The organism is Stenotrophomonas sp. YJH_SMC_16 (assembly GCF_059367875.1).
The window spans coordinates 97774-121277 of record NZ_JCAFRH010000007.1 but is presented as its reverse complement, the minus strand read 5'-3'; the positions used below and the strand labels follow the sequence as shown (position 1 = coordinate 121277).

Annotated in this window: 18 protein-coding genes; 6 read left to right on the top strand and 12 right to left on the bottom strand. The window is 67.5% G+C overall.

The annotated features are described in order from the left end of the window. Window positions 1-48: 48 nt before the first annotated feature. Entirely contained in the window at window positions 49-2451 is a 2403-nt protein-coding gene (locus AC5P6E_RS16235; RefSeq protein ID WP_019337780.1) for a ribonucleoside-diphosphate reductase subunit alpha, read from the bottom strand. A 530-nt stretch (window positions 2452-2981) separates the two neighbouring features. On the opposite strand from AC5P6E_RS16235, the gene AC5P6E_RS16230 reads away from it, so the two are divergent. Then, window positions 2982-3818 (top strand): DUF2884 family protein, encoded by an 837-nt coding sequence (locus tag AC5P6E_RS16230; protein WP_019337779.1) that lies wholly within the window; start codon window positions 2982-2984, stop codon window positions 3816-3818. Window positions 3819-3919: 101 nt separating this feature from the next. Here AC5P6E_RS16230 and zapE read toward each other — a convergent pair whose 3' ends face one another. Then, window positions 3920-5020, bottom strand: coding sequence for a cell division protein ZapE (gene zapE / locus AC5P6E_RS16225; protein WP_029380119.1), 1101 nt, complete (start codon window positions 5018-5020; stop codon window positions 3920-3922). Further along, window positions 5017-5688 carry an alpha/beta hydrolase gene (locus AC5P6E_RS16220; RefSeq protein WP_043400616.1) on the bottom strand — a complete coding sequence of 224 codons (672 nt, stop codon included), beginning with the start codon at window positions 5686-5688 and terminating at the stop codon, window positions 5017-5019. Before AC5P6E_RS16220 ends, zapE begins: the two co-directional genes overlap by 4 nt. Window positions 5689-5731: 43 nt before the next feature. On the opposite strand from AC5P6E_RS16220, the gene AC5P6E_RS16215 reads away from it, so the two are divergent. Beyond that, complete coding sequence (locus AC5P6E_RS16215) at window positions 5732-6589, top strand: EamA family transporter (RefSeq protein WP_159359660.1); 858 nt, start codon at window positions 5732-5734, stop codon at window positions 6587-6589. A 42-nt stretch (window positions 6590-6631) separates the two neighbouring features. Here AC5P6E_RS16215 and AC5P6E_RS16210 read toward each other — a convergent pair whose 3' ends face one another. The 4 genes from AC5P6E_RS16210 to AC5P6E_RS16195 form a co-directional block, all read right to left on the bottom strand. Continuing rightward, on the bottom strand, window positions 6632-6766 hold the full coding sequence (locus AC5P6E_RS16210) for a hypothetical protein (protein WP_329835108.1): 135 nt from the start codon (window positions 6764-6766) through the stop codon (window positions 6632-6634). Window positions 6767-6891: 125 nt separating this feature from the next. Continuing rightward, window positions 6892-8337, bottom strand: a complete 1446-nt coding sequence (locus AC5P6E_RS16205; protein WP_329835107.1) for an ExeM/NucH family extracellular endonuclease — start codon at window positions 8335-8337, stop codon at window positions 6892-6894. Window positions 8338-8545: 208 nt separating this feature from the next. Beyond that, a complete protein-coding gene (locus AC5P6E_RS16200) occupies window positions 8546-9064 on the bottom strand; it encodes a c-type cytochrome (RefSeq protein WP_019337661.1) in 519 nt (172 codons plus the stop codon). 219 nt (window positions 9065-9283) lie between these two features. After that, window positions 9284-9901 carry a TetR/AcrR family transcriptional regulator gene (locus tag AC5P6E_RS16195; RefSeq protein WP_019337660.1) on the bottom strand — a complete coding sequence of 206 codons (618 nt, stop codon included), beginning with the start codon at window positions 9899-9901 and terminating at the stop codon, window positions 9284-9286. A 161-nt stretch (window positions 9902-10062) separates the two neighbouring features. Between AC5P6E_RS16195 and AC5P6E_RS16190 the strand changes: the two genes are divergently transcribed. Genes AC5P6E_RS16190 through AC5P6E_RS16180 form a run of 3 tightly spaced genes read left to right on the top strand, consistent with a single transcriptional unit; the run spans window position 10063 to window position 14856 of the window. After that, the gene (locus AC5P6E_RS16190) at window positions 10063-11226 is read left to right on the top strand and encodes an isovaleryl-CoA dehydrogenase (protein WP_019337659.1); all 1164 of its coding nucleotides are present in this window, start codon (window positions 10063-10065) and stop codon (window positions 11224-11226) included. 10 nt (window positions 11227-11236) lie between these two features. Next, a complete protein-coding gene (locus AC5P6E_RS16185; RefSeq protein WP_010487057.1) occupies window positions 11237-12847 on the top strand; it encodes a carboxyl transferase domain-containing protein in 1611 nt (536 codons plus the stop codon). A gap of 8 nt (window positions 12848-12855) precedes the next feature. Further along, window positions 12856-14856 (top strand): acetyl/propionyl/methylcrotonyl-CoA carboxylase subunit alpha, encoded by a 2001-nt coding sequence (locus tag AC5P6E_RS16180; RefSeq protein WP_010487059.1) that lies wholly within the window; start codon window positions 12856-12858, stop codon window positions 14854-14856. A gap of 19 nt (window positions 14857-14875) precedes the next feature. Here AC5P6E_RS16180 and AC5P6E_RS16175 read toward each other — a convergent pair whose 3' ends face one another. Continuing rightward, complete coding sequence (locus AC5P6E_RS16175; RefSeq protein WP_019337658.1) at window positions 14876-16042, bottom strand: putative peptide maturation dehydrogenase; 1167 nt, start codon at window positions 16040-16042, stop codon at window positions 14876-14878. Window positions 16043-16180: 138 nt separating this feature from the next. Here AC5P6E_RS16175 and AC5P6E_RS16170 point away from each other — a divergent pair, with 138 nt between their 5' ends. Beyond that, window positions 16181-16477 (top strand): NHLP-related RiPP peptide, encoded by a 297-nt coding sequence (locus tag AC5P6E_RS16170; protein WP_019337657.1) that lies wholly within the window; start codon window positions 16181-16183, stop codon window positions 16475-16477. 7 nt (window positions 16478-16484) lie between these two features. On the opposite strand, the gene AC5P6E_RS16165 is transcribed toward AC5P6E_RS16170, so the two are convergent. The 4 genes from AC5P6E_RS16165 to aceB all read right to left on the bottom strand — a co-directional run bounded on the left by AC5P6E_RS16165 (window position 16485) and on the right by aceB (window position 23435). Next, window positions 16485-18983 (bottom strand): putative peptide modification system cyclase, encoded by a 2499-nt coding sequence (locus tag AC5P6E_RS16165; protein WP_329835101.1) that lies wholly within the window; start codon window positions 18981-18983, stop codon window positions 16485-16487. 4 nt (window positions 18984-18987) lie between these two features. Continuing rightward, the gene (locus tag AC5P6E_RS16160) at window positions 18988-20028 is read right to left on the bottom strand and encodes a GGDEF domain-containing protein (protein WP_019337655.1); all 1041 of its coding nucleotides are present in this window, start codon (window positions 20026-20028) and stop codon (window positions 18988-18990) included. A 417-nt stretch (window positions 20029-20445) separates the two neighbouring features. Continuing rightward, entirely contained in the window at window positions 20446-21747 is a 1302-nt protein-coding gene (aceA, locus tag AC5P6E_RS16155) for an isocitrate lyase (protein WP_019337654.1), read from the bottom strand. Between the two features lie 65 nt (window positions 21748-21812). Continuing rightward, entirely contained in the window at window positions 21813-23435 is a 1623-nt protein-coding gene (gene aceB, locus AC5P6E_RS16150) for a malate synthase A (protein ID WP_012478791.1), read from the bottom strand. Window positions 23436-23504: the final 69 nt, after the last annotated feature.

Sequence of the window (23504 nt, the reverse complement as noted above, 5' to 3'; positions counted from 1 at the left end):
AAGCATCAGAAGGGCCCCAAGTTACCGCTTGGGGCCCTTCTTTTTTGCTTACTGGCAGGCCTCGCAGGCTTCCGGGTTTTCCAGCGAGCAGGCGATGGCTTCGTCCGGGCTGAACACCTTGGCCGGGGCCGCGCTGCTCACCGTGGTCTTGGCGATCTTGGTGGCCGGGCGCGAACGCAGGTAGTAGGTGGTCTTGATGCCCTGCTTCCAGGCGTACATGTACATGGAGGACATCGCGCCGATGTTCGGGCTTTCCATGAACAGGTTGAGCGAGGCCGACTGGTCGATGAAGGCGCCACGCTCGGCGGCCATGTCGATCAGCGAGCGCATCGGCAGTTCCCACGCGGTGCGGTAGACCTCGCGCAGCGTTTCCGGAATCTGCGCCACGCCGGCGATGGAACCTTCGGCCAGCTTGATGGCATCGCGCATGTCGGCGGTCCACAGGCCCAGCTTCTTCAGCTCGTTCACCAGGTAGCGGTTGACCTGCAGGAAGTCACCGGACAGGGTCTCGCGCTTGAACAGGTTGGACACCTGCGGCTCGACGCACTCGTAGCAGCCGGCGATCGAGGCGATGGTCGCGGTCGGGGCGATCGCGATCATCAGCGAGTTGCGCAGGCCGTGTTCCTTGATGCGCTCACGCAGGGCATCCCAGCGTGCGGTGTCTTCCGGCACCACGTTCCAGGCGTCGAACTGCAGTTCGCCGCTGGCGGCACGGGTGTCGTTGAACGACGGGTGCTTGCCGCGTTCCTGGGCCAGCTCGCAGGAGGTTTCCAGCGCGTGGAAGTAGATCGCTTCGGCAATCTTCTTCGACAGGGCGCGGGCTTCGGCGCTGTCGAACGGCAGGCGCTTGCGGAAGAACACGTCCTGCAGGCCCATGCAGCCCAGGCCGACCGGACGCCAGCGCAGGTTGGCGCGGCGGGCGGTTTCGATCGGGTAGAAGTTCAGGTCGATGACGCGGTCGAGCTGGCGCACGGCCAGGCGCACGGTCTCGGCCAGCTTCTCGAAGTCGAACTCGTTGTGCTCGTCGAAGTGGTTGCCCAGGTTGATCGAACCCAGGTTGCACACCGCGGTTTCATCGTTGGAGGTGACTTCCAGGATTTCGGTGCACAGGTTGGACAGGTGGATCACGTTGCCCGGACGCAGGGTCTGGTTGCTGGCGCGGTTGCACTTGTCCTTGAAGGTCATCCAGCCGTTGCCGGTCTCGGCCAGCGTACGCATCATGCGGGCGTACAGCTTGCGCGCGGAGATGGTGCGGTTGGCCTTGCCCTGGGCTTCGGCCTGCAGGTAGGCGGCCTCGAAGGCTTCGCCGAACAGGTCGGTGAACTCCGGCACGACGCGCGGATCGAACAGCGACCATTCCTGGTCGGCTTCGACGCGCTTCATGAACAGGTCCGGCACCCAGTTGGCCAGGTTCAGGTTGTGCGCACGGCGGGCTTCGTCACCGGTGTTGTCACGCAGCTCGAGGAAGTCCTCGATGTCGGCGTGCCAGGTTTCCAGGTACACGCAGGCCGCGCCCTTGCGCTTGCCGCCCTGGTTCACCGCGGCCACGGACGAATCCATGGTCTTCAGCCACGGCACGATGCCGTTGGAGTGGCCGTTGGTCGACTTGATCAGCGAACCACGCGAACGCACACGGGTGTAGCTGACGCCGATGCCGCCGGAGAACTTGGAAAGCTGGGCGATGTCGCCGTACTTGGCATAGATCGACTCCAGCGAGTCCTGCGGCGAGTCCAGCAGGAAGCACGAGGACAGCTGCTCGTGGGTGGTGCCGGAGTTGAACAGGGTCGGGCTGGACGGCAGGTAGTCCAGGTTGCCCATGCGCTTGTACAGCGCCAGGGTCTCGGACACGTCCTCGCTCAGCGCGCTGGCGATGCGCAGGAAGAACTGCTGCGGGGTCTCGATCACCTTGCGGGTGTGCGGGTGGCGCAGCAGGTAACGGTCGTACAGGGTGCGCAGGCCGAAGTAATCGAAGTTCAGGTCCAGCGAGATGTCGATGGCATCGTTGAGCTTGCGTGCGTTGGTCTGCACGAAGTTCAGCAGGCGGTCGTTGATCAGGCCGACTTCATGGCCACGGCTGACCGACTGCGAGAATGCGTAGATTTCCTGGCCGGAGACTTCCTTGGCGATGTAGTTGGCCAGCAGGCGCGCAGCCAGGCGGCCGTATTCGGGCTCTTCACCGATCAGCAGGGCGGCGGTGCGGATGGACAGTTCGTCCAGCTCGCGGGTGGTGGCGCCGTTGTACAGGCCGGAAATGGTGCGGGTGGCCACGCGCATCGGATCGACGGCGTGCAGGCCTTCGGAGGAACGCTGCACCGCGCGCACGATCTTGTTCAGGTCCACCAGTTCGGTCGTGCCATTGCGCTTGGTCACACTCATCGCGTTGGCCGTCGGCGGCGACGTCAACAGGAATTCGCTTTCCTTCTCGATGGTGGCGCTGGATTCGGTGGTCACGGCGTGTGTCCTCTTGGCGTGATTGGTGGGTGCTCGATGCATCGGGTGACGCAGCCCGGGACATGACAGCCCAGGATGGCAGGACGGCGTCGCAGGGGATGAGACCCTGCGCCTGCCACTGCCGTTGGCGATCGCGGATGGGTACCCCGGGCATCCCCTGGAATTGGGGTTGCTGCGACCGACGGCCACAAGATAGTGGGGGTAGTGGGGTCCGTCAACGCCAAATGTAGTGAAATTCGGCAATCCCTTGCGCCGCAAGGATCGTGCCATCGGCGCCCGGATCAGACGCTTCAGACCTGCCGGAACGGGCTGCGCAGTCAAGCCCGAAAGGCGTCATTGCGGTGGTACAACGCACCGCGAAAACGGAACAATGACAGCTTCACATGACAGTGATGAAACTGGCTAGGGACAACCCTGTGGATAGGTGGTGGGCAGCCGGTGGGAATCCGGTGGACGGGTGACTTCCGGCCGGTGACGCGCTCGGGCGGGCAGCGGATGCTGGCCACTCGCTCCCGGAAAAGGATGCTCCGATGCACTTGTGGTTGCCCGCGCTGGCCCTGCTGCCTGCCCTGTTCATTGCCCCGGCGCTGGCCGCCGAGGGGCCGGACCTGCGTTCGGACCAGTGCGGCATCCATACCGACTATGACGTGCTGGTGGACAGCGGCGGCATCTGGCTGCGGCATGGCCCGCAGGCGCCGCATGAAGTGGTGTTCCACGATGGCGAGCTGAGCCTGGACGGCACCATGGTGCCGGTCAGCGCCGCCGATGCCGCCCGCCTGCGGCAGATGGAGGCCGGTGCCCGCCAGTTGATGCCGGCGGCCACCGCACTGGCCCACGAAGTCTCCGGGGTCACCTTCGATGCGCTGGACGCTGCCTTCGAGGCCATCACCGGCAAGTCCCGCAACCGCCAGATGCGGGCGATGCGCGGCGAGATGCAGGACTGGATCGACGCCAGCCTGGGCCGCGGCTACTGGGAACAGGAAGCCTTCGGCGACGGCTTCGACGCGCACATCGAGCAGATGGCCGAGACGATGGCCGGGTCGATGACCCGCAGCGTGCTGTGGCAGGTGTTCACCGGCCGCGCCGGGGCCATGGAGCGCCGCGCCGACCGCCTCGATGCCGAGGTCGACCGCCGCATGGAAGCGCGCAGCCAGCAGCTGGAAGCCAAGGCAATGGCCCTTTGCCCGCTGGTGCGTTCACTGGCAGAGGCCCACGATGCGCTGGAAGTGCGCTACCAGGGACAGCCACTGCGGCTGCTGGAGCGCGGCGAGAGCGTTCGGGTGGAGCACGGCAGCGGTACGGGGCTGCATGTGTCGGCCGGGCCGGATGAGCGGCCGCGTGACGACGCCTTGGCGCCCTCCCGATAACCGCGCGGCGCTGTTGTAGAGCCGAGCCCACGCTCGGCTGCTTTTCGGCACATCATGCAAAAGCAGCCGAGCGTGGGCTCGGCTCTACAGACGGCCCGCCCTTACGCCCGGTGCGGGGTGCCCAGGTATTCGGCGCTCTGCATTTCGATCAGGCGCGAGGCAGTGCGCTCGAACGCGCCCTGCAGGCGCTGGCCGGTGTACAGCTCGATCGGCGAGGTGCTGGCGGTGCAGACCAGGTTGACGTGGCGGTCGTACAGCTCGTCGATCAGGTTGACGAAGCGGCGCGCGGCATCTTCGTTCAGGCGATCGAATGCCGGAATGCCGCCCAGCAGCACCGTGTTGAACTCGTGCGCGATCTCGATGTAGTCCGAGGGCCCCCGCGGGCCCTCGCACAGCGCGGCGAAATCGAACCAGGCGATGCTCTTGCCGCGGCCACGGACCGGAATCTTGCGACCCTCGATCTCGATGTTGCCGGCCTTGGCCGGCTGGCCGCCACTCAGCTCGTTCCAGCGCGTGGCCAGCCACTCATCGCTGTCGGCCGCCAGCGGTGCGCGGTACACCGGCGAGCGGGTCAGCGCGCGCATACGGTAATCCTCGGTGCCTTCGGCGTACAACTCGACGCAGAAGCGCTGCAGCAGGCCGATGGCCGGCAGGAAGCTCTCGCGCTGCAGGCCATTGAGGTACAGGTTCTCCACCGCCGTGTTGGAGGTGGTGACCAGGGTCACGCCCTCGGCGAACAGGCGCTCCAGCAACCGCGCCAGCAGCATCGCATCGCCGATGTCGGTGACGAAGAACTCGTCGAGCACCAGCACGCGCAGGTTGCTGCGCCATTCCTGGGCGATCTTCGCCAGCGGGTCGCTCTGGCCCTGGTGCTCGCGCAGGCGCTCGTGGACGCTGCGCATGAAGCGATGGAAATGCGTGCGGTACTTCTGCTTGATCGGCAGGCCGTCGTAGAACAGGTCGACCAGGAAGGTCTTGCCGCGGCCGACGCCGCCCCAGAAGTACAGGCCCTTCACCGGCTCGGGCTTCTTCCAGAACGAGGACAGGCGGTCCAGCCAACCGTCCTCGGCACTGTCCAGCAGGCCCAGGTGGATGCGGTCCAGCTCGGCCAGCGCCGCATGCTGGGCCGGGTCGTTCTGCCAGTCGCCACGGGCGACCCCTTCCGCGTACCGCTGCGACGGGGTCAACTCGGTTGCACTCATGCCGCTGCGCCCAGCCAATGCTTCACGCCGTGGGTCAGCGCGCCACGCAGGTCGATCAGCTTGCGGTGGAAGAAGTGGCTGGTCTCGGGCATGCGCACCAGCTCATGCGGGAAGTCCAGCGTGTCCAGCCACTGGTAGACGGCCTGCGGGTCGACGATCTCGTCCTGCTCGCCCTGGATCACCAGCCAGCGCGCCGGCGGTGCGATGCCATCGAAATCCCAGCGACCGGCCGGCGGCGCGATCGAGATCAGCGCTTCCGGCTGCAGCGCGGCAGCGGCCTTCAGCGACACGAACGAGCCGAAGCTGAAACCGGCCAACCACAGGCGGTCGTCCGGACGCTGGCTGCGCACCCAGGCGGCGACGGCCTTCAGGTCGTCCTGCTCGCCCACGCCGTGGTCGAACTCACCGGCCGACGCGCCAACACTGCGGAAGTTGAAGCGCACCGTGGCGATGCCCAGCTCGCGCAGGGTGGTGGCGGTCATGGTGACCACCTTGTTGTGCAGGGTGCCGCCCTCGGTGGACAGCGGATGGCAGACGATGGCCACGATCGGCTGCACCGGCACATCGGCCTTGGGCAGGTCGACGACCACTTCCAGCGGGCCGGCCGGGCCGTCCAGTTCGAGGCAGGCGGTTTCGCCAGGGGCGACGGGGAACGAAGGCTTGTGCATGGCACCATGATACCGTCCCCTGCCCCCGCCCTGTGCCCGCCCCATGCTCTACCTTTCCTTGGCCGTGATCTGCAGCGTGCTGGTTTCGGTGGTGTTGAAGGTGGCCGGACGCCGCCAGCTGGATGTTGCGCAGATGGTCACCTGGAACTATCTGGTGGCTGCAACGCTCACCGCCGCGGTGCTGCAGCCGCCGCTGGACGCGCTGCGCGCGCCGCATGCGCCGTGGCTGTCCTTGCTGGCGCTGGCGGTGGTGCTGCCGTCGATCTTCCTGGTGCTGGGCCGCGCGGTGGCGGTGGCCGGCATCGTCCGCAGCGACGTGGCGCAGCGGCTGTCGCTGCTGCTGTCATTGGCCGCCGCGTTCCTGTTCTTCGGCCAGACCGCCACGCCGTGGAAGTTGGTCGGCCTGGCGCTGGGCCTGGTCGCCATGGTGGCGATCAGCCTGCGCCCGCGCGGACCGGCGGTGGCGTCCTCACCCGGTGGCTGGGGCTGGCTGCTGGGCGTCTGGGCCGGGTTCGCGGTGGTGGACGTGCTGCTCAAGCAGGTGGCGCTGTCCGGCACCCCGTCGATGGCGGCGGTGCTGGCCAGCTTCAGCGTGGCGTTCGTGCTGATGCTGGCGCTGCAGTTGTGGCGGCATTTCAGCGGCCGCAGCCGGCTGGCCTGGCGCAACCTCGGCGCGGGTGCGCTGCTGGGCCTGCTCAACGGCGGCAACATCCTGTTCTATGTGCATGCGCACCAGTCGATGCCGGACAGCCCGGCCACCGTGTTCGCCGGCATGAACATCGGCGTGGTGGTGCTGGGTGCGCTGGTGGGCGTGTTCGCGTTCGGCGAGGCAACCACGAAGTGGAACCGCGCGGGTCTTGCGCTGGCGGTGCTGGCGATCGGATTGATCGCCTGGGGGTGAGCGTTGGTTGCGGCGGGCCATTTCCGCGCCCGCGGTGGGATGTCACTTTTCTTTTCGCGCGAAAAGAAAAGTAACCAAAAGAAACGCGCCCGCCAGCCGCGAGCCGGTGCTGTGCACCGGTACCCTGCGCTTCTCGGTGAACCAGGGGACGGCGCCGAACTCGCTGCGCTCAGACATCGGCGCCTCTTCGCCCCTGATTCACCTGCGATGCTCGGCTCGCTTGAAGGCGGACTGGTAGATCAAAAGCAACGGCAGCATCCGTGCCGATCAAGGTCCCTCGCAGAGCAGATCCCCGGCGAACCTTATCTGTCGAAGCCCAGCAGCAGCGGGTCGTGGTCGGAGCTGCGCCACGGGCCCTGCACGTTGCGGCCCTGGTAACCGCTGGCGTCCTGCTCGTCGGCGTTGCTGTGCCATTCGGCGGCGCCGCGCAGGCGGTTGGCCATGCCCGGGCTCAGCAATGCATGGTCGAGGCGGCCGGTGTAGCCGTTGTAGACGTAGCTGTAGGGATGCTCGACCTTGGCCACCTTGAACGCGTCCTGCCAGCCCAGGTCATGCAGGGTGCGGATCGGGTCTTCCATCGCGTAGGCGTTGAAATCGCCCAGCAGTACCGCGTCCTTTGCACCGGTACCGGTCGGGTCGGTCTGCAGCCAGGCGTGCAGCTGCTGCGCGGAGGTCACGCGGGTGGCGTTCCAGCAGCCCTGGTTGTCGTTGCGGTCAGCGTCGGCACCGGCGGCGTCGCGGCAGCCCTTCGACTTGAAGTGGTTGGCCACCACCACGAACGGTGCGCCCTGCTTGCCCTGGAAGGCCTGCGCCAGCGGCACGCGACTGTGCTCGACGAATGGACCACCGGTCAGCGTGGCCGGCTTGCCGACCGGCTGCAGGCGCGCGCTGCGGTAGATGATGCCGACCCGGATCGGGTTGTCGCCGGGGCCGTTGCCCGCGTCGACGAAGCGCCAGTCGCCCTGCGCGCCGCGGTCCCGGTTGAGCGCATCGACCAGTTCGGCGATGGCCGACTGCGGACCGTAGCCGTCGTTCTCCAGCTCCATCAGCGCGGCGACATCGGCGCCCAGCGCGTTGACCGTGGTGACCAGCTTGACCACCTGCGCCTTGTGCTCGTCCAGCGTGCGCGCGCCGCGCAGGGTCGGGAAGCCACCGCCCTGGCCATCACCGTTGAAGAAGTTCTCCAGGTTGAAAGCGGCCACATGCAGGCTACCCGGCACGGTCGGCACTGCCGGGCGCTTGAGTTCCGGCAGTTTCAGCGCACCCTCGACCTGCAGGCGCGGACGGCCCTGTGCATCCACGCGCACGATGCCCTCCACATTGCGCAGCTGCATGCCAGTGCGCAGCACCGGGTTGCCCGGCAGGTAGGCCACGCTGGCCGGATCGCGGGCATCGCTGCCATCGTCCAGCACCAGGCGACGACGCTGGTTGTCGGCCATCACCTGCTCATAGCCGGCCGTACCCGGCGCGGCCACTTCGGTCGGCTGCCAGAGGCGGCCATCGAAGGCCACGGTGAGCTGGCCGAAGCGCTCCAGGCCATCGGTGCCGGCCAGGGTCAGCGGTGCGGCGATGCGCACGCGCTGGCCATCCAGCGCGCGCCAGTCGGCCGGCGCGGCGGTCAGCACCACGCTGGCGCTGCTGCGCGCGGCAGCGGGCGTCGTAGCCGGTGCGGCCTGCGGCTGGGCCTGGGCAAAGGCGCTGGCCGGCAGCAGCAGGGACAGGGCAAGGGCGAGGGAACGGCGGCGCATCGACGGGCGACTCCATGGAAGAGGCGCACAGACTAACCCTGAAATGCGAAACCCCGCCTGCGCAGCGGGGTCATCTGAGCGATCAGGCCTCGCTGGGCAAAGCCTCGGGATCGTAGGGCCGAGCCCATGCTCGGCTGCACATGGCCACGCCGCGCGGAGGGCAGCCGAGCGTGGGCTCGGCTCTACAGGAAGCGGCGCGTTGGGGCGTCTACTTCAGGTTGCCCAGCATCCAGTCCACGGTGGCGTGGATCTGTTCCTCGGTCAGCGCCGGGTTGCCGCCCTTGGGCGGCATGATGCCGCCGTCCGGGCCGGTGTAGCCCTCGATGGCGTGCTTGTAGAGGGTGTCCTTGCCCTGTGCGATGCGCTTGTCCCAGTGCGAACGGTCCAGTGTCGGCGCCATGCCCACACCGGTGGTGTGGCAGGCGGTGCACAGGTTGTCGAAGATGACCTTGCCGTCCTTGGTGCCGCCGTAGGCCACCTGCGACGCGGCCTTGGCCAGCGCGGCGGCCTTGGCGGCGGCCTGCGCGGCGGCGCCGGTGCTGCCGGCATAGACCGCGCCGGTGGGCGAGATGCGCTGTTCGGTGCGCTTGGCCGCGGTCGGCGACACCTCGGGCGGAATCCGGGTGTGGATGTAGGCGGCAAGGAGGATGAGGCCGAGGGTGATGGTCGCCAGCAGCGCGATCACCATGGAGAAGCGTTTCAGGAACTCCAGATCGTAATTCCGCACTCTTCGTTACCCCTGGCTGATAGTCGTTGGACCACGGCTGAGCGACTGCGTGATGGACCGAGTATAGAACGCGCTTTGCGTGCGACAACAGGCGTCACTGCTGGTGCGGCGCAACATGCGGCCGTGGCCGCATGCGGGTAGCGCCGGGCCGTGCCCGGCGAGCGCGAAGCGCGGCAACAACGGTCGAGGATGGCAACAGCCGCCGGGCATGGCCCGGCGCTACCGTTTTGCGGGGGCGCCGATCGCACGCAGGCAGAAGCTGCAGATCGCATCCACCAGTGCGTCTTCGTCGCGGTGTGCTTCGCGGCTGGGCGCGGTCGGGCCGACCATGGCTTCGGTGAAGGCGCCGACCAGGCAGGCGGCGGCCACATGCGCGTCCTGCGCCGGCAGCTCACCGGCCGCCACGCCCTCCTCCACCAGCCGCAGGAACACGTCACCGAACGCGCGGCGACCGCGCATGCGCTCGGCTTCCACGTCCGGGTCGACCGGTTCAACGATGAAGGCGTGCGCCAGCCCCGGCCCGGCCAGGGCGCGGCGGACGAAGGCGGTGATCGCCAGCCGCAGGCGCTCGCTGGCCACCTCCGGGCCGCTGGCGATGCGTTCCATGATCGCAACCTCGTGGGCCACGGCGGCGTTGAGCACCTCCACGAACAACTCGGCCTTGGACGGGAAGTGCCGGTAGATCAGGCCGGTGGACACCCCCGCCTGGGTCGCCACGGCGGTTACCGGAGCATTGCGCCAGCCGCCGGTGGCGACCAGCTCGCGGGTGGCCAACAGGATCCGTTCACGGGCCCCGGCCAGCCGTTCTTCCATCAGTGCAGAGCGTTTGTAGGCCATGTTTTGATTCTAGTTTCAATTTTTGAATTTGTATTCACTTCTTACCCGAACCCCGCTACGCTGGGGTCCAATCGCCCGTGCGGGCAGCGGTCCTGCAGACCGCCGCCCGCTCCCCCGCCGGGTGCGTCCATTTCCTGCCATCCCGCCGTGGAGCCACCACAATGCACGTGCCATCCCTGAACTTCGACCTTGGCGAAGACATCGACCTGCTGCGCCAGAGCGTGGCCCATTTTGCCGCCGCCGAGGTCGCACCGCTGGCCGCCGAGGCCGATGCCACCAATCAGTTCCCGCTGGCCCTGTGGCCGAAGCTGGGCGAACAGGGCCTGCTCGGCCTCACCGTGGAAGAAGAATACGGCGGCACCGGCATGGGCTACCTGGCCCACGTGGTGGCGATGGAAGAGATCTCGCGTGCTTCCGGCGGCATCGGCCTGTCCTACGGCGCGCACTCCAACCTGTGCGTGAACCAGCTGCGCAAGAATGGCAACGAAGAACAGAAACAGCGCTTCCTGCCGGGCCTGTGCAACGGCAGCCTGGTCGGCGCGCTGGCGATGAGCGAGCCGGGTGCCGGTTCGGACGTGGTGTCGATGAAACTGCGCGCCGACAAGCGTGGTGACCGCTACGTGCTCAACGGCAACAAGATGTGGATCACCAACGGCCCGGATGCCGACGTGCTGGTGGTCTATGCCAAGACCGACATGGACGCCGGCGCCAAGGGCATCACCGCGTTCCTGGTCGAGAAGGGCATGAAGGGCTTCTCCACCGCGCAGAAGCTGGACAAGCTGGGCATGCGTTCCTCGCCCACCTGCGAGCTGGTGTTCCAGGACTGCGAAGTACCGGAAGAAAACGTGCTGGGCCAGATCGGTGGCGGCGTGCGCGTGCTGATGTCCGGCCTGGACTACGAGCGCGTGGTGCTGTCCGGCGGCCCGCTGGGCCTGATGGCCGCGGCGATGGACGTGGTGATGCCCTACGTGCACGAGCGCCACCAGTTCGGTGAGGCGATCGGCAGCTTCCAGCTGATCCAGGGCAAAATTGCCGACATGTACGTGGGCCTGGGCGCCTGCCGTGCGTATGTCTATGCCGTGGCACGCGCCTGCGACCAGGGCCGCACCACCCGCCAGGACGCCGCCGGTGCCATCCTGTACGCCGCCGAGAAGGCGACCTGGCTGACCGGCCAGGCGATCCAGATCCTGGGCGGCAACGGCTACATCAACGAATACCCGACCGGCCGTTTGTGGCGCGACGCCAAGCTGTATGAAATCGGCGCCGGCACCTCGGAGATCCGCCGCATGCTGATCGGCCGCGAACTGTTCCAGCGCACCCTGTAAGGCCACCGCGATGACCGTCCTGAACAGCCAGCTGCAACCGGGCAGCGAAACGTTTGAAAGCAACCGCGCGGCCATGCAGGCCGTGGTCGACGACCTGCACGCCACGCTTGCCCGCACTGCACTGGGCGGAAGCGAGGCGGCACGCGCCAAGCACACCGCGCGCGGCAAGCTGCTGGTGCGCGACCGTATCGACGCCCTGCTCGACCCCGGCAGCGCCTTCCTGGAAATCGCGCCGCTGGCCGCGCACGGCATGTATGACGATGCCGTGCCCGCCGCCGGCGTGGTGGCCGGCATCGGCCGCGTGAGCGGCGTGGAATGCGTGATCGTGGCCAATGACGCCACGGTCAAGGGCGGCACCTACTACCCGATGACGGTGAAGAAGCACCTGCGCGCGCAGGAGATCGCCGAGCAGAACCACCTGCCGTGCATCTACCTGGTCGATTCCGGTGGCGCGTTCCTGCCGCTGCAGGACGAAGTCTTCCCCGACCGCGACCATTTCGGCCGCATCTTCTACAACCAGGCCAACCTGTCGGCGCAGGGCATTCCGCAGATCGCCTGCGTGATGGGCAGCTGCACCGCCGGTGGCGCCTACGTGCCGGCGATGAGCGATGAGACGGTGATCGTGCGCGAGCAGGGCACGATCTTCCTCGGCGGCCCGCCGCTGGTGAAGGCGGCCACCGGTGAAGTGGTCACGGCCGAAGAACTGGGCGGTGCCGATGTGCACACGCGCATTTCCGGCGTGGCCGACCACATGGCCGACAATGACCTGCAGGCACTGGCACGGGTACGCGCGATCATCGCCCAGCTGAACTGGCGCAAGCCGGAACCGGCGATGGCGGTGCAGGCGCCCGAGGAACCGCTGCTGCCGGCGCATGAACTGTATGGGGTGATTCCCGCCGATACGCGCAAGCCCTACGACGTGCGCGAAGTGATCGCACGCCTGGTCGATGGCTCGCGCTTTGACGAGTTCAAGCCGCGCTATGGCGCAACACTGGTTACCGGCTTCGCGCATCTGAACGGCTACCCGATCGGCATCATCGCCAACAACGGCATCCTGTTCTCCGAGTCGGCGCTGAAGGGCGCGCATTTCATCGAACTGTGCACCCAGCGCAACATCCCGCTGGTGTTCCTGCAGAACATCACCGGCTTCATGGTCGGCCGCAAGTACGAACAGGGCGGCATCGCCAAGGACGGCGCCAAGCTGGTGATGGCGGTGGCCTGCGCCAAGGTACCCAAGTTCACCGTGGTCATCGGCGGCTCGTTCGGTGCCGGCAACTACGGCATGTGCGGCCGTGCGTACTCGCCCAACTTCCTGTGGATGTGGCCCAACGCGCGCATCGGCGTGATGGGTGGCGAGCAGGCCGCCAGCGTGCTGGCCACGGTCAAGCGCGATGGCATCGAAGCCAAGGGCGGCCAGTGGCCGGCAGCGGAGGAAGACGCGTTCAAGGCACCGATCCGCGAGCAGTTCGAGCAGCAGGGCCACCCGTACTACGCCAGCGCGCGCCTGTGGGACGACGGCGTGATCGATCCGGCCGACACCCGCCGCGTACTGGCCCTGGCGCTGTCGGCCAGCCTCAACGCCGCCCCGCAGCAGACGCGCTTCGGCGTGTTCCGCATGTAACCCGTGCCATGACCGAGCCTGTTGCCATGTTCACCAAAGTCCTGATCGCCAATCGCGGCGAAATCGCCTGTCGCGTCATCGCCACCTGCCGCCGCCTCGGCATCGCCACCGTGGCGGTATATTCCGATGCCGACCGCAACGCGCGCCACGTGCGCCTGGCCGACGAAGCCATCCACATCGGTCCGGCCGCTGCACGTGAAAGTTACCTGCGCGGCGATGCCCTGCTCGACGCCGCACGCCTGACCGGCGCGCAGGCGATCCACCCCGGTTACGGCTTCCTGTCCGAGAATGCCGACTTCGCCGATGCCTGCGCCGCCGCCGGCATCACCTTCATCGGGCCGCCGGCCAGCGCCATCCGCGCGATGGGCGACAAGAGCGCGGCCAAGGCATTGATGGCGAAAGCCGGCGTGCCGCTGACGCCGGGCTACCACGGCGACCAGCAGGAACCGTCCTTCCTGCGCGAACAGGCCGACGCCATCGGTTACCCGGTGCTGATCAAGGCCAGCGCCGGTGGCGGTGGCAAGGGCATGCGCAAGGTCGAGCGCAGCGAGGACTTCGTCGATGCGCTGGCCAGCTGCCAGCGCGAGGCGGCCTCGGCGTTCGGCAATGACCACGTGCTGGTCGAGAAGTACGTCGAGCGCCCGCGCCATATCGAGATCCAGGTGTTCGGCGACAGCCACGGTGAGGCGGTCTACCTGTTCGAGCGCGACTGCTCGGTGCAGCGCCGCCACCAGAAGGTGCTGGAAGAAGCACCCGCCCCGGGCATGAGCGCAGAACGTCGCGCGGCGATGGGCAAGGCGGCGGTCGATGCCGCGCGCGCGGTGGGCTACGTCGGTGCCGGCACGGTGGAGTTCATCGCCGGCCCGGACGGCGATTTCTACTTCATGGAAATGAACACCCGCCTTCAGGTCGAGCACCCTGTGACCGAGTACATCACCGGCACCGACCTGGTGGAATGGCAGCTGCGCGTGGCCTCGGGCTTGCCGCTGCCGCTGCGCCAGGAGCAGCTGGCGATCCACGGCCATGCCATCGAAGCACGCCTGTACGCAGAAGATGCCGACCGCGGCTTCCTGCCCTCCACCGGTACCCTGCGCCGCCTGCGCCTGCCGGCTCCGTCTGCCCATGTGCGCGTGGATACCGGCGTGGAGGAAGGCGACAGCATCACCCCGTACTACGACCCGATGATCGCCAAGCTGATCGTCTGGGACGTGGACCGCGACGCCGCGCTGCGCCGCATGAGCCAGGCACTGGCCGACTGCCAGGTGGTGGGCGTGACCACCAATGCCGGCTTCCTGCGCCGCCTGGTGAACACCGATTCGTTCGCGCACGCCAAGCTGGATACCGCGCTGATCGAACGCGAACAGGCGGCATTGAGTGCAGCGGGCGATACGGATGATGCCCTGTGGCAGCTGGCCGCCGTGGCCGCTGTTGCAAGCACTGCCGGTGCCGGCAGCGATGCGCGCGACCCGCATTCGCCGTGGCAGGCGCAGGACGGCTGGCGCCTTGGCGCGTCCGCGCCGCGCGTATTGCCGCTGCAGCAGGGAGAGCGCCGGCACACGCTGAAGGTGTGGGCGCAGGCCGATGGCTGGCGCGTGCAGTGCGACGATGCGGCGCCGGTGCAGGTGATCGGCACGGCCAGTATGCAGGGCCTGACGGTGCAGCTGGGCGAGCGCCGCTGGTCGTTGCAGCTGCTGCGCGACGGTGACCAGCTGTACCTGTTCGGCGCCGACGGCCAGCACCGTTTCACCCTGCACGATCCGGTGGGTGAATCGGACCACGCCGTGGCCGACGCCGGCAGCCTGCTGGCGCCGATGCCGGGCAAGATCGTTGCGACGCTGGTCGCCGCCGGTACCGAGGTCAAGCGCGGCACGCCGCTGGTGGTGCTGGAAGCGATGAAGATGGAGCACACCCTGCAGGCACCGGCGGACGGCACGGTGAAGGGTTACCGCGCCAAGGCCGGCGACCAGGTGGGTGACGGTGCAGTACTGGTGGACTTCGAGGCGGCGTGAACGCCGCGGCGGCGACCGCTCAGCGGTCGTCGCCCACCACCACCCGGCCAGCAGGATCGAATTCGGCCGTGTCCAGCGTGGCACTGCGCCAGCCCAGGCCGCAGATGGCCATCGCGCTCTGCCCGATGCCGTCGAAACCGAAGGCACGATCGACATCGGCATCGTTGATGGCTGCGGTGACGAATGCCGCCAGGCCACGCTCGGTCGCGCACAGGTACAGCAGCTGCGAGATGTGGCCGACATCCAGCGTCACCGCACGATACGCCTTGGCGTGGTTGCGGTACTTCCAGAAGCAGCGGTCGTACCGCGGTGCCAGCACCAGCAGCGCCGGTGCATCGGCGAACCACTCCTGACCGGACAGCATCCGCCGTGCCAGCGCGGGCAATGCATCAGGCGGCGGCGAGGGCAGCGGCAGCACGGCGTGCTGCACCGGGTGGTAGTGGTACAGGCCCGGTGCCAGTCCTTCCACGTTCTGTACCAGCAGGAAACCTTCGGTGGGATGCAGGCCGCCGCCGGAGGGCACGTTCTTCTTCAGGAACTCGGTATCACGCTCGACCTTCTGCACCGCGTGGGCCATCAGCGTGCGCTGCAGCACCTGGGCCAGCAGCGGCAATGGCAGCGCGCGCTGCGGGTCGAAATTGCGGCAGGTCGTGCGCTGCGCCAGCAGCGCGTCGAACGCCGCCTCTTCACTGCGCGGCAGCGGCTGGTAGTCGCCCTGCAGGGCCTGCACCACCGGTGGTGGCGGCCCCAGCCGCTGGCGCAGGCCGGCAGCGGTATCCAGACCCTGGCGACGCATGTCCTCCACGCTGTCCACCGCCTGCCAGCGCGCATGGCGATGGGCCAGTGCGGCCAACGGCCACCACTGGCTGCGACGCAATGCCTCATCACGCATCTGGTGCCCGACCTCATCCGGCGGGTCGGTCAGCACCAGCCCCTGCTCGACCAGGCGCGCCAGCATCGCCGGAGAGATGCCGGCCGGCGGTTCGCTCCAGCGGTGCGCGCTGAGCTCGCCCAGCAGCTGGCGCTCCTCGGCGTCCACCGGCAGCGGCTGGTCCAGATGGGCGGCCAGGGCCACCCAGCTGATCTGGCTGTCCATCTCGGCCTGGCCGGCCAGCATCGCGCGCAGGTCCAGGGTGACCGACTCGCGGGGCTCGAACATCAGGCTGGCGCAGCGGCGCAGGCGCATGGGTTTCCTTCCTTCTGCCGCACAACCGGCATAGCAGCAACGACCGCGACGCGGCCAACTTTAGCGACATGCACGCCACCGCCCTCAATGGCAGGCTGTCGCGGCCGATACGAGAAACTCAACCTACGGACGATCTCCATGAGCACCCATCCCCGCCTTTCCGCCGAAGACGCCAGCACCCTGCTGGACCACCTCATCGGCAACGACGACTTCCGCAACCACTTCACCGCATCGCCGGGCAAGGCCCTGGCCTCGATCGGCCTGGACGGTGCCGTTGGCGAGAACGACTGCATGAAGGTCGGCACCCTGGCTTCGGTCGAGGAGCTGCGCCGCACCCGCGATTCGCTGCATGCATACCTGAGTGCCTCGACCGCCTCGATGACGGTGGTGTTCTGCTTCGAAGCCGACCGGATCGACGAGCGCGTCAACGCCTGAGTCCGCATCAGCGCGGTACCCGCACCCACGTCGCCTCCGTGGCGATGTCGTGCACATTCAGGGGCTGCCAGACCTGCATGGACGCCACCTCGGCAATGGCCTGACCGTGGTGCCGGGCCAGCCAGGCCTGCTCGCGGCGCACGCCGGCAGTGTCCTGCTCGGCACGCAATGCCTGCAGCAGCACAACATGGGCCTGCACCGGTTCGCTGCCATCAAAGGTGGGCTCGAGCAGATGGCGTGCCGCTTGTGGACGCTGTTGCGCCAGTTCGGCCATCGCCAGCACAACCCGGCGCCACTTGCCCACCACAGGGCTGCGCTGCCGCTCCAGCAGTTCGCCGTGGTCACGCAGCCACTCTGCGGCCAGCGCATGCTGGCCCTGGCGCTGGGCCAGATAGGTCAGGGCCAGCAACTGCAGACTGCGGCTACCCACGGCGGAGTCGTCGTTCTTCCGCAGCAGCGGTCGCAGCATGGCGGCGATGGATTCAAGTTCCTTCGCATCGCCGGCCGTGCACAACGTGGTCACGGTGGCGTGTTGCAGCCGTTGATGGATCTGGTAGTCGATCAGATCCGGTGCTGGGCCATCCGCAGCGATCGCGGCATGCAGGCTGCTGCAATCACGCTGCTCCGCAGCCACCAGCAGGTTTGCCCGCAGGCGCATGCGCTGTTGCAGGTCATCCCCCCGCGGCAACCGCATCAACAGCTGCTGTGCCTGTGCGTCCAGGCCCTGCGCAACCAGCACGTCCACATCCAGGTCGTCGGCCTCGTCATTGCCGCGCAGCATCTGTGCCTGGTGCAAGGTGCGCATTGCCTGCTGCGGCTGGCCGAGGCCCAACTGTGCGCGCGCCAGATGGATCATCGGATACAGCCGCAACGGGTCCTGAGGCACCGTCGCGGCGCGCGCGTAGGGCACGGCCTCGGCGAAGCGATTGTCCTGCAGCAGCCCCCAGGAGGTATTGGACAGCCCCGCAAACGAATCCGGATAGATCTTGGCCAGTGCACGCCACTGTTCCAGCGGCCAGCCACCGGGTTCCAGTTCGGCCTGCCAGCCCTTCAGGTACAGGCGCTCACGCGCGGGCAAGCGCTGCTGCTGGGCCAGCGCGTGCTCCAGCGCGTCACGCGCGTCCGCAACCTGCGCAGTGCGGGCCAGCAGCTTGGCCACGCCCATGTAGGCCAGGGCGAAACCGGGATCGATATCGATCGCCGCCTGGTAGAGGTTGCGTGCTTCTTCGAAGCGACGCTGGCCCAGTGCGCTTTCGGCCAGGGCAAACGCACGCAGTGCGCGCAGGTCCTGGGTCGATGCCCGCGGCAGCGGCAACGACTGTTCCAGGCTCGCCACCGATTCGCCCAGTCCGCGCCGCAGGCGTCCGACCACGTCGTCCACCGCGAACACCATCTGATCGGATCGATCCGCGGTGGCGGTGAACGTCTGGATCACCTGGCCGGTGCCGGGTGCGGCGACGTCGATGGCCAGCTCATAGCCACCAATCTTCTGCCGCACGGTCGGCAACAACACGGCGCGCGCACCCTCGCGCACCGCCACCTCGGCCGCGGTATCGCGGTTGAGCCGGGTATCGCCCGAGAGCCGCGCCATTTCCAGGCTCTCGCGGATCTTGCCCTCCGACAGCACGTTCACGTAACGCGACTGCTCCAGCGCAATCCGGATGGCGTGCCGCATCGAGTCGTCGAAGATCGGGTCGCCAGTGAGGTTGTCGACATCGCCGAGCACCACCCAGTCGCGCTCGGCGAACGCGATCGCCGGTTCAGGTCGCAGCAGCAGCCAGCCGCCCAGCACCACCACCGTCAGTACCAGACCTTCAGCGGCCAGCACCAGTGGCTGCCGCCACAGCGGCAGGTCACGGCGCGCCTTGGCATTGGCACGCGGCATGCGCAACGGCGCCGAGCCGATCTCGCCTACTTCGATCACTTCCTGCACCACCGGCACGCCCTTGAAGCGCCAGCGCCCGTGCGACTTCCACAGCAGGCGCGCGCCGCGCTCGCCCAACGCATCGGTGGCGCGGCGGGTCAGTGATTCGGCCACGGCCGACAACAGGATCTGGCCAGGCCGTGCCAGCATCATCAGGCGCGCCGCCATCGGCTTGGCCAGCCCTTCCACTTCCATCGACTTGGCGCCGGCGCGCACCGCTTCGGGACTGTTGTCCCAGGTCAGTACGTCACCCACATGCAGGCCGGCACGCGCACGCAGTTCAATCGAACGCTGCTGGCCCAGCGTGTGCAGTTCGCACTGGTAGTCCAGCGCGAAACCGAGCGCATCGATGGCGCGCTCGAACAGCATGAACAGACCGTCGGAGCGATCGATCAGCTGGCCATTCCAGCGGTGCTGCAACACCAGCACCAGGCGGTCGTGTTCCTGGAACAGGCTCGCGGCCGCGACGTCGCCGATCCGCTCGACCAGCTGCAGCGAATCACACAGATCGGTGAACAGCAGGGCGCGTAGCTGGGGGCTATGCGGGGCTGACGTTCCGTTGTCGCCATTCATCGCCTGCATCTCCCTATGGGCCGTCCGGAGCATCCACCCAGCGCAGGCAGTTGCCGCCATCGCGCTTGGCCTGGTACAGCGCGCGGTCCGCACTGGCATACCACTCGCTCCAGCCGGCCTCCGGCGCCAGCAGGCTGGCACCGATGCTGACCAGGCTGACATGCGGCGTGCCATGACTGCGTTCGAGCAGGCCATGCACCGCGCTGAGGATGAACTCGGCCGCGTGCTGCACGATCTCGTGATTGCCACGGCGCAGGATCAGGCAGAACTCATCGCCGCCGAGGCGGCAGGCCAGGTCCTGCTCACCGGCCATCGAGCGCAGGATGTTGCCCATGCTCTGCAGCACACGGTCGCCGGCCTGGTGGCCGTGACGATCATTGATCTGCTTGAAGCGGTCGCAGTCGATCAGCAGCAGGGCCTGCGGCAACCCGTCACCGTCGGCGCGGCACTCCTGCAGGTACAGGGTCAGGCCACGGCGGTTGTGCAGCCCGGTCAGTTCATCGGTACGCACCAGCTCACGGGTGTGGGTCAGCTGATGGGTGGTGATGTACAGATTGTCCAGCGCGGTTTCCAGATCATGGTTGCGCCGGCGCAGCTGGCTGATCAGGGCCTGCTCGTTGGTCAGCACGCGCATGATCGTGCGGCGCAGGAAGTAGGCGACCAGGCCGGGATCGGATTCCACCAGGCGATGGAAATCGGCCGGGCCCAGCTCCAGTACTTCGCAGTCGGCCAGCGCGCGTGCACTGGCGCTGCGCAGGTGATCACCGACCAGCAGGCCAAGCTCACCGAAGAACTCATGCTGGCCGAGCGTCTTGATCACCAGGTCCTCGCCGAAGTCCAGTTCGATCTGGCCCTGGAGGATCACATACATCCGTTCGCCGCGATGGCCACGCTGGAACAACCACTGTCCGGCATGAAGCTTGCATGGACGGGCAAATCTGGCGAACAATGCCACCTCGGCAGCGGACAGCAGCGCGTGCACGATCTCGGCCATCGCCACCCGGGCGATACCTGACGTCACATCACTGTTCTCGGCCGCACCCCTGCCGGTCATTCCCTGCACCCGCCGCCAGCGTCCCCTGGTGAGCCGCGGAGCATAGCACCGCTTTAAAGTGTGCGCCCTATCTCATTTTGACCCTTCTGCCGATCTTGATTGATGTGAAGATCGATGGTGGCCCGTTCTGGTCACGGGTGTCCGGGCAAAACCCCTGCTGGATCAATCCGATGCCGGGTTTCACAGGGTTTCGGCCAAGTTGCCGGCACACGGGGTGCGCCTGATTGACGCTGCCTGCTGGCCGCGCCTTTGCATCGATACAACAACGCCGGCAGGTCCCCCGACCGGCCGGCGTTGTCTGGCCCTTCCCTGGCCACCCTGATCGCTCTGAGGCTCGGTAGTGCCGGCCGCTGGCCGGCAACCATCTGGACCTCGGAAACATCGACGGGTTGCCGGCGAGCGGCCGGCACTACCGCATCACGCAGCGCGTTCGCTGCGCCCGCCGTGGAACTGCTCTTCCTCGGTCGAGCCGGTCAGCGCGGTGGTCGACGACTGGCCCTGCTGGATCGCCTGGGTCACCGCGTCGAAGTAACCGGTACCGACCTCACGCTGGTGCTTGACCGCAGTGAAGCCACGCTCGGCCGCTTCGAACTCGGCTTCCTGCAGCTCCACGAACGCGCTCATCTGGCGGCGTGCATAGCCGTGGGCCAGGTTGAACATGCCGTAATTCAGCGCATGGAAGCCGGCCAGGGTGATGAACTGGAACTTGTAGCCGTAGCTGCCCAGCTCGCGCTGGAACTTCGCGATGGTGGCGTCGTCCAGGTTCTTCTTCCAGTTGAAGCTGGGCGAGCAGTTGTAGGCCAGCAGCTTGCCCGGGAACTTCGCATGGATCGCCTCGGCGAACCTGCGTGCGAATTCCAGATCCGGCTTGCCGGTCTCGCACCACACCAGGTCGGCGTAGGGTGCATAGGCCAGGCCACGGCTGATCGCCTGGTCCAGCCCATTGCGGGTCTTGTAGAAGCCTTCGACGGTGCGCTCACCGGTGGTGAACGGCTTGTCGTTGCCGTCGATGTCACTGGTCAACAGATCCGCTGCTTCGGCATCGGTGCGCGCGACCAGCAGGGTCGGCACACCCAGCACGTCGGCGGCCAGGCGCGCGGCGTTGAGCTTCTCGATCGCCTCACGGGTCGGCACCAGCACCTTGCCGCCCATGTGGCCGCACTTCTTCACCGAGGCCAGCTGATCCTCGAAGTGCACGCCGGCGGCACCGGCCTCGATCATCGCCTTCATCAGTTCGAAGGCGTTGAGCACGCCGCCGAAACCGGCTTCTGCATCGGCCACGATCGGCTGCAGGAAGTCGATGTCATCCTTGCCTTCGGCATGGTGCAGCTGGTCGGCGCGCAGCAGCGTGTTGTTGATGCGCTTGACCACCGCCGGCACCGAATCGGCCGGGTACAGCGACTGGTCCGGGTACATCTGGCCGGCCAGGTTGGCGTCGGCCGCCACCTGCCAACCGGACAGGTAGATGGCCTTCAGGCCAGCCTTGACCTGCTGCATGGCCTGGTTGCCGGTCAGCGCACCCAGCGCGTTGACGAACTCGCGCTCATGCAGCGACGCCCACAGCTTCTCCGCACCCAGGCGGGCCAGCGAGTGCTCGATGTGGACGGTGCCGCGCAGGCGCACCACGTCGGCGGCGCTGTAGTTGCGCTGGATGCCTTCCCAGCGCGGGTTGGTATCCCAGTCGTGCTGGATCTGTTCGGCAGTGGGCAGCTTGCTCATGTCTTTCTCCAGTTCGGTTCGTGCGTGCAGCGGGGAGGGAAACGGCGTGGAAACGCGGGCGGGAGTCAATCGATGCGCGCGTAGGCCGGCAGGGTCAGGAAATCGGTCAGTTCGTCGCTGCGGCTCAGTTCGCCGAGCAGGGTGATGGCTTCGCCGATGCGTGTACCACCAGGCAGCGCGGCGGTATCGCCCAGCCGTGCCGGCAGCTGCGAGAGAGTGGAATCCAGCAGCGCCAGATCGATCGCGGTGCCGTCGTCCAGTTGCTGGCCCGGCGTATGCAGCCACTGCCACAGCTGGCTGCGGCTGATCTCGGCGGTGGCCGCGTCCTCCATCAGGTGATGGATCGGCACGCAACCGTTGCCATCCAGCCACGCCGCCAGGTAGCGCACGCAGACTTCCACGTTGCCTTCGAAGCCGGCACGGGTGATGGTGCCCGGCGGGCGCGCGATCAGTTCATCGCGGCCCACGCGCACATCCTGGCGCAGCACGCTGTGCTGGTTCGCACCGGGCATGTGTTCGTCGAAGATCGCCATCGCCACTGGAATCAGCGCCGGATGCGCAACCCAGGTGCCGTCATGGCCGGCGGTGACTTCGCGCAGCTTGTCGGCGCGCACCCGGGCCATCGCCTGTTCGTTGGCCGCGGCATCGTTGTTGATCGGGATCTGCGCGGCCATGCCGCCCATCGCATGCGCACCGCGGCGGTGGCAGGTCTGGATCAGCAGTTCCGAATACGCCTTCAGGAACGGCTGGGTCATGGTCACCTGGCCGCGTTCGGGCAGCACGCGGTCGGCGTGGCGGCGGAAGGTCTTCAGGTACGAGAAGATGTAATCCCAGCGCCCGCAATTCAGGCCGACGATGCGGTCACGCAGTGCGTGCAGGATCTCGTCCATCTCGAACACCGCCGGCAGCGTTTCGATCAGCACGGTCACCTTGATCTGGCCGTGCGGCAGGCCGAGCATGCCTTCGATGTGCGACAGCGCGGTCTCCCACAGCGCGGCCTCTTCCATGCTCTGCAGCTTGGGCAGGTAGAAGTACGGGCCGCGGTCCTTGGCCTGCAGGGTGCGGGCGTTGTGGAAGGCGAACACCGCCGCGTCGAACAGGCCGCCGGCGATGAACTGGCCGTCGATGCGCACGTGCTTCTCGTCCAGATGCCAGCCGCGCGGGCGCACGATCAGCACGGCCTGTTCGTCGTACGGGCGCAGCGTGTAGTGCTTGCCATTGGCGGCGGTGAATTCCAGATCACCACGCACCGCCGCCGCCAGCGACTGCTGCCCGGCCAGCAGGTTGCGCCAGGTCGGCGAGGTCGAATCCTCGAAGTCGGCCATGAACACCTTGGCGCCGGAGTTCAGCGCGTTGATGACCATCTTCGGGTCGGTCGGGCCGGTGATCTCGACGCGGCGATCCTGCAGCGCGGCCGGCAGCGGCGCAACGCGCCAGTCGCCGCTACGGATCGCGGTGGTGTCTTCACGGAAGTCCGGCAGGCCGCCCTGGTCGAAGAACGCCTGGCGTTCACGGCGGGCCTGCAGCCGTGCCTGCCGGCCCGGTTCCACCGCACGGTGCAGCGACACCAGCAGGGCCAGCAGCGGCGCCGGCAGCACGGTGTCCTGACCGGCCACGCGGGTCGCCAGGGCGATGCCGGGGGTGGCCTTGCTGGCAGGGGTGGGAACAGCGGAAGCGACGGCGGACATGGGGCGACTCCAGCGGTGGGGAACGCCTCCACGGTGCCGCCCTGGCCGAGTATTTGGCAAAACAGTTTT

Coding starts and splice junctions, on each gene's coding strand:
- AC5P6E_RS16215 (WP_159359660.1), top strand. CDS start 5,732: ATGCTCTACCTTTCCTTGGCCGTGATCTGCAGCGTGCTGGTTTCGGTG.
- AC5P6E_RS16170 (WP_019337657.1), top strand. CDS start 16,181: ATGAGCACCCATCCCCGCCTTTCCGCCGAAGACGCCAGCACCCTGCTG.
- AC5P6E_RS16195 (WP_019337660.1), bottom strand. CDS start 9,901: ATGGCCTACAAACGCTCTGCACTGATGGAAGAACGGCTGGCCGGGGCC.
- AC5P6E_RS16210 (WP_329835108.1), bottom strand. CDS start 6,766: ATGTCTGAGCGCAGCGAGTTCGGCGCCGTCCCCTGGTTCACCGAGAAG.
- zapE (WP_029380119.1), bottom strand. CDS start 5,020: ATGAGTGCAACCGAGTTGACCCCGTCGCAGCGGTACGCGGAAGGGGTC.
- AC5P6E_RS16175 (WP_019337658.1), bottom strand. CDS start 16,042: ATGCGCCTGCGCCGCTGCGCCAGCCTGATGTTCGAGCCCCGCGAGTCG.
- AC5P6E_RS16180 (WP_010487059.1), top strand. CDS start 12,856: ATGACCGAGCCTGTTGCCATGTTCACCAAAGTCCTGATCGCCAATCGC.
- AC5P6E_RS16230 (WP_019337779.1), top strand. CDS start 2,982: ATGCACTTGTGGTTGCCCGCGCTGGCCCTGCTGCCTGCCCTGTTCATT.
- aceB (WP_012478791.1), bottom strand. CDS start 23,435: ATGTCCGCCGTCGCTTCCGCTGTTCCCACCCCTGCCAGCAAGGCCACC.
- AC5P6E_RS16220 (WP_043400616.1), bottom strand. CDS start 5,688: ATGCACAAGCCTTCGTTCCCCGTCGCCCCTGGCGAAACCGCCTGCCTC.
- AC5P6E_RS16165 (WP_329835101.1), bottom strand. CDS start 18,983: ATGCAGGCGATGAATGGCGACAACGGAACGTCAGCCCCGCATAGCCCC.
- AC5P6E_RS16205 (WP_329835107.1), bottom strand. CDS start 8,337: ATGCGCCGCCGTTCCCTCGCCCTTGCCCTGTCCCTGCTGCTGCCGGCC.
- AC5P6E_RS16190 (WP_019337659.1), top strand. CDS start 10,063: ATGCACGTGCCATCCCTGAACTTCGACCTTGGCGAAGACATCGACCTG.
- AC5P6E_RS16160 (WP_019337655.1), bottom strand. CDS start 20,028: ATGACCGGCAGGGGTGCGGCCGAGAACAGTGATGTGACGTCAGGTATC.
- aceA (WP_019337654.1), bottom strand. CDS start 21,747: ATGAGCAAGCTGCCCACTGCCGAACAGATCCAGCACGACTGGGATACC.
- AC5P6E_RS16185 (WP_010487057.1), top strand. CDS start 11,237: ATGACCGTCCTGAACAGCCAGCTGCAACCGGGCAGCGAAACGTTTGAA.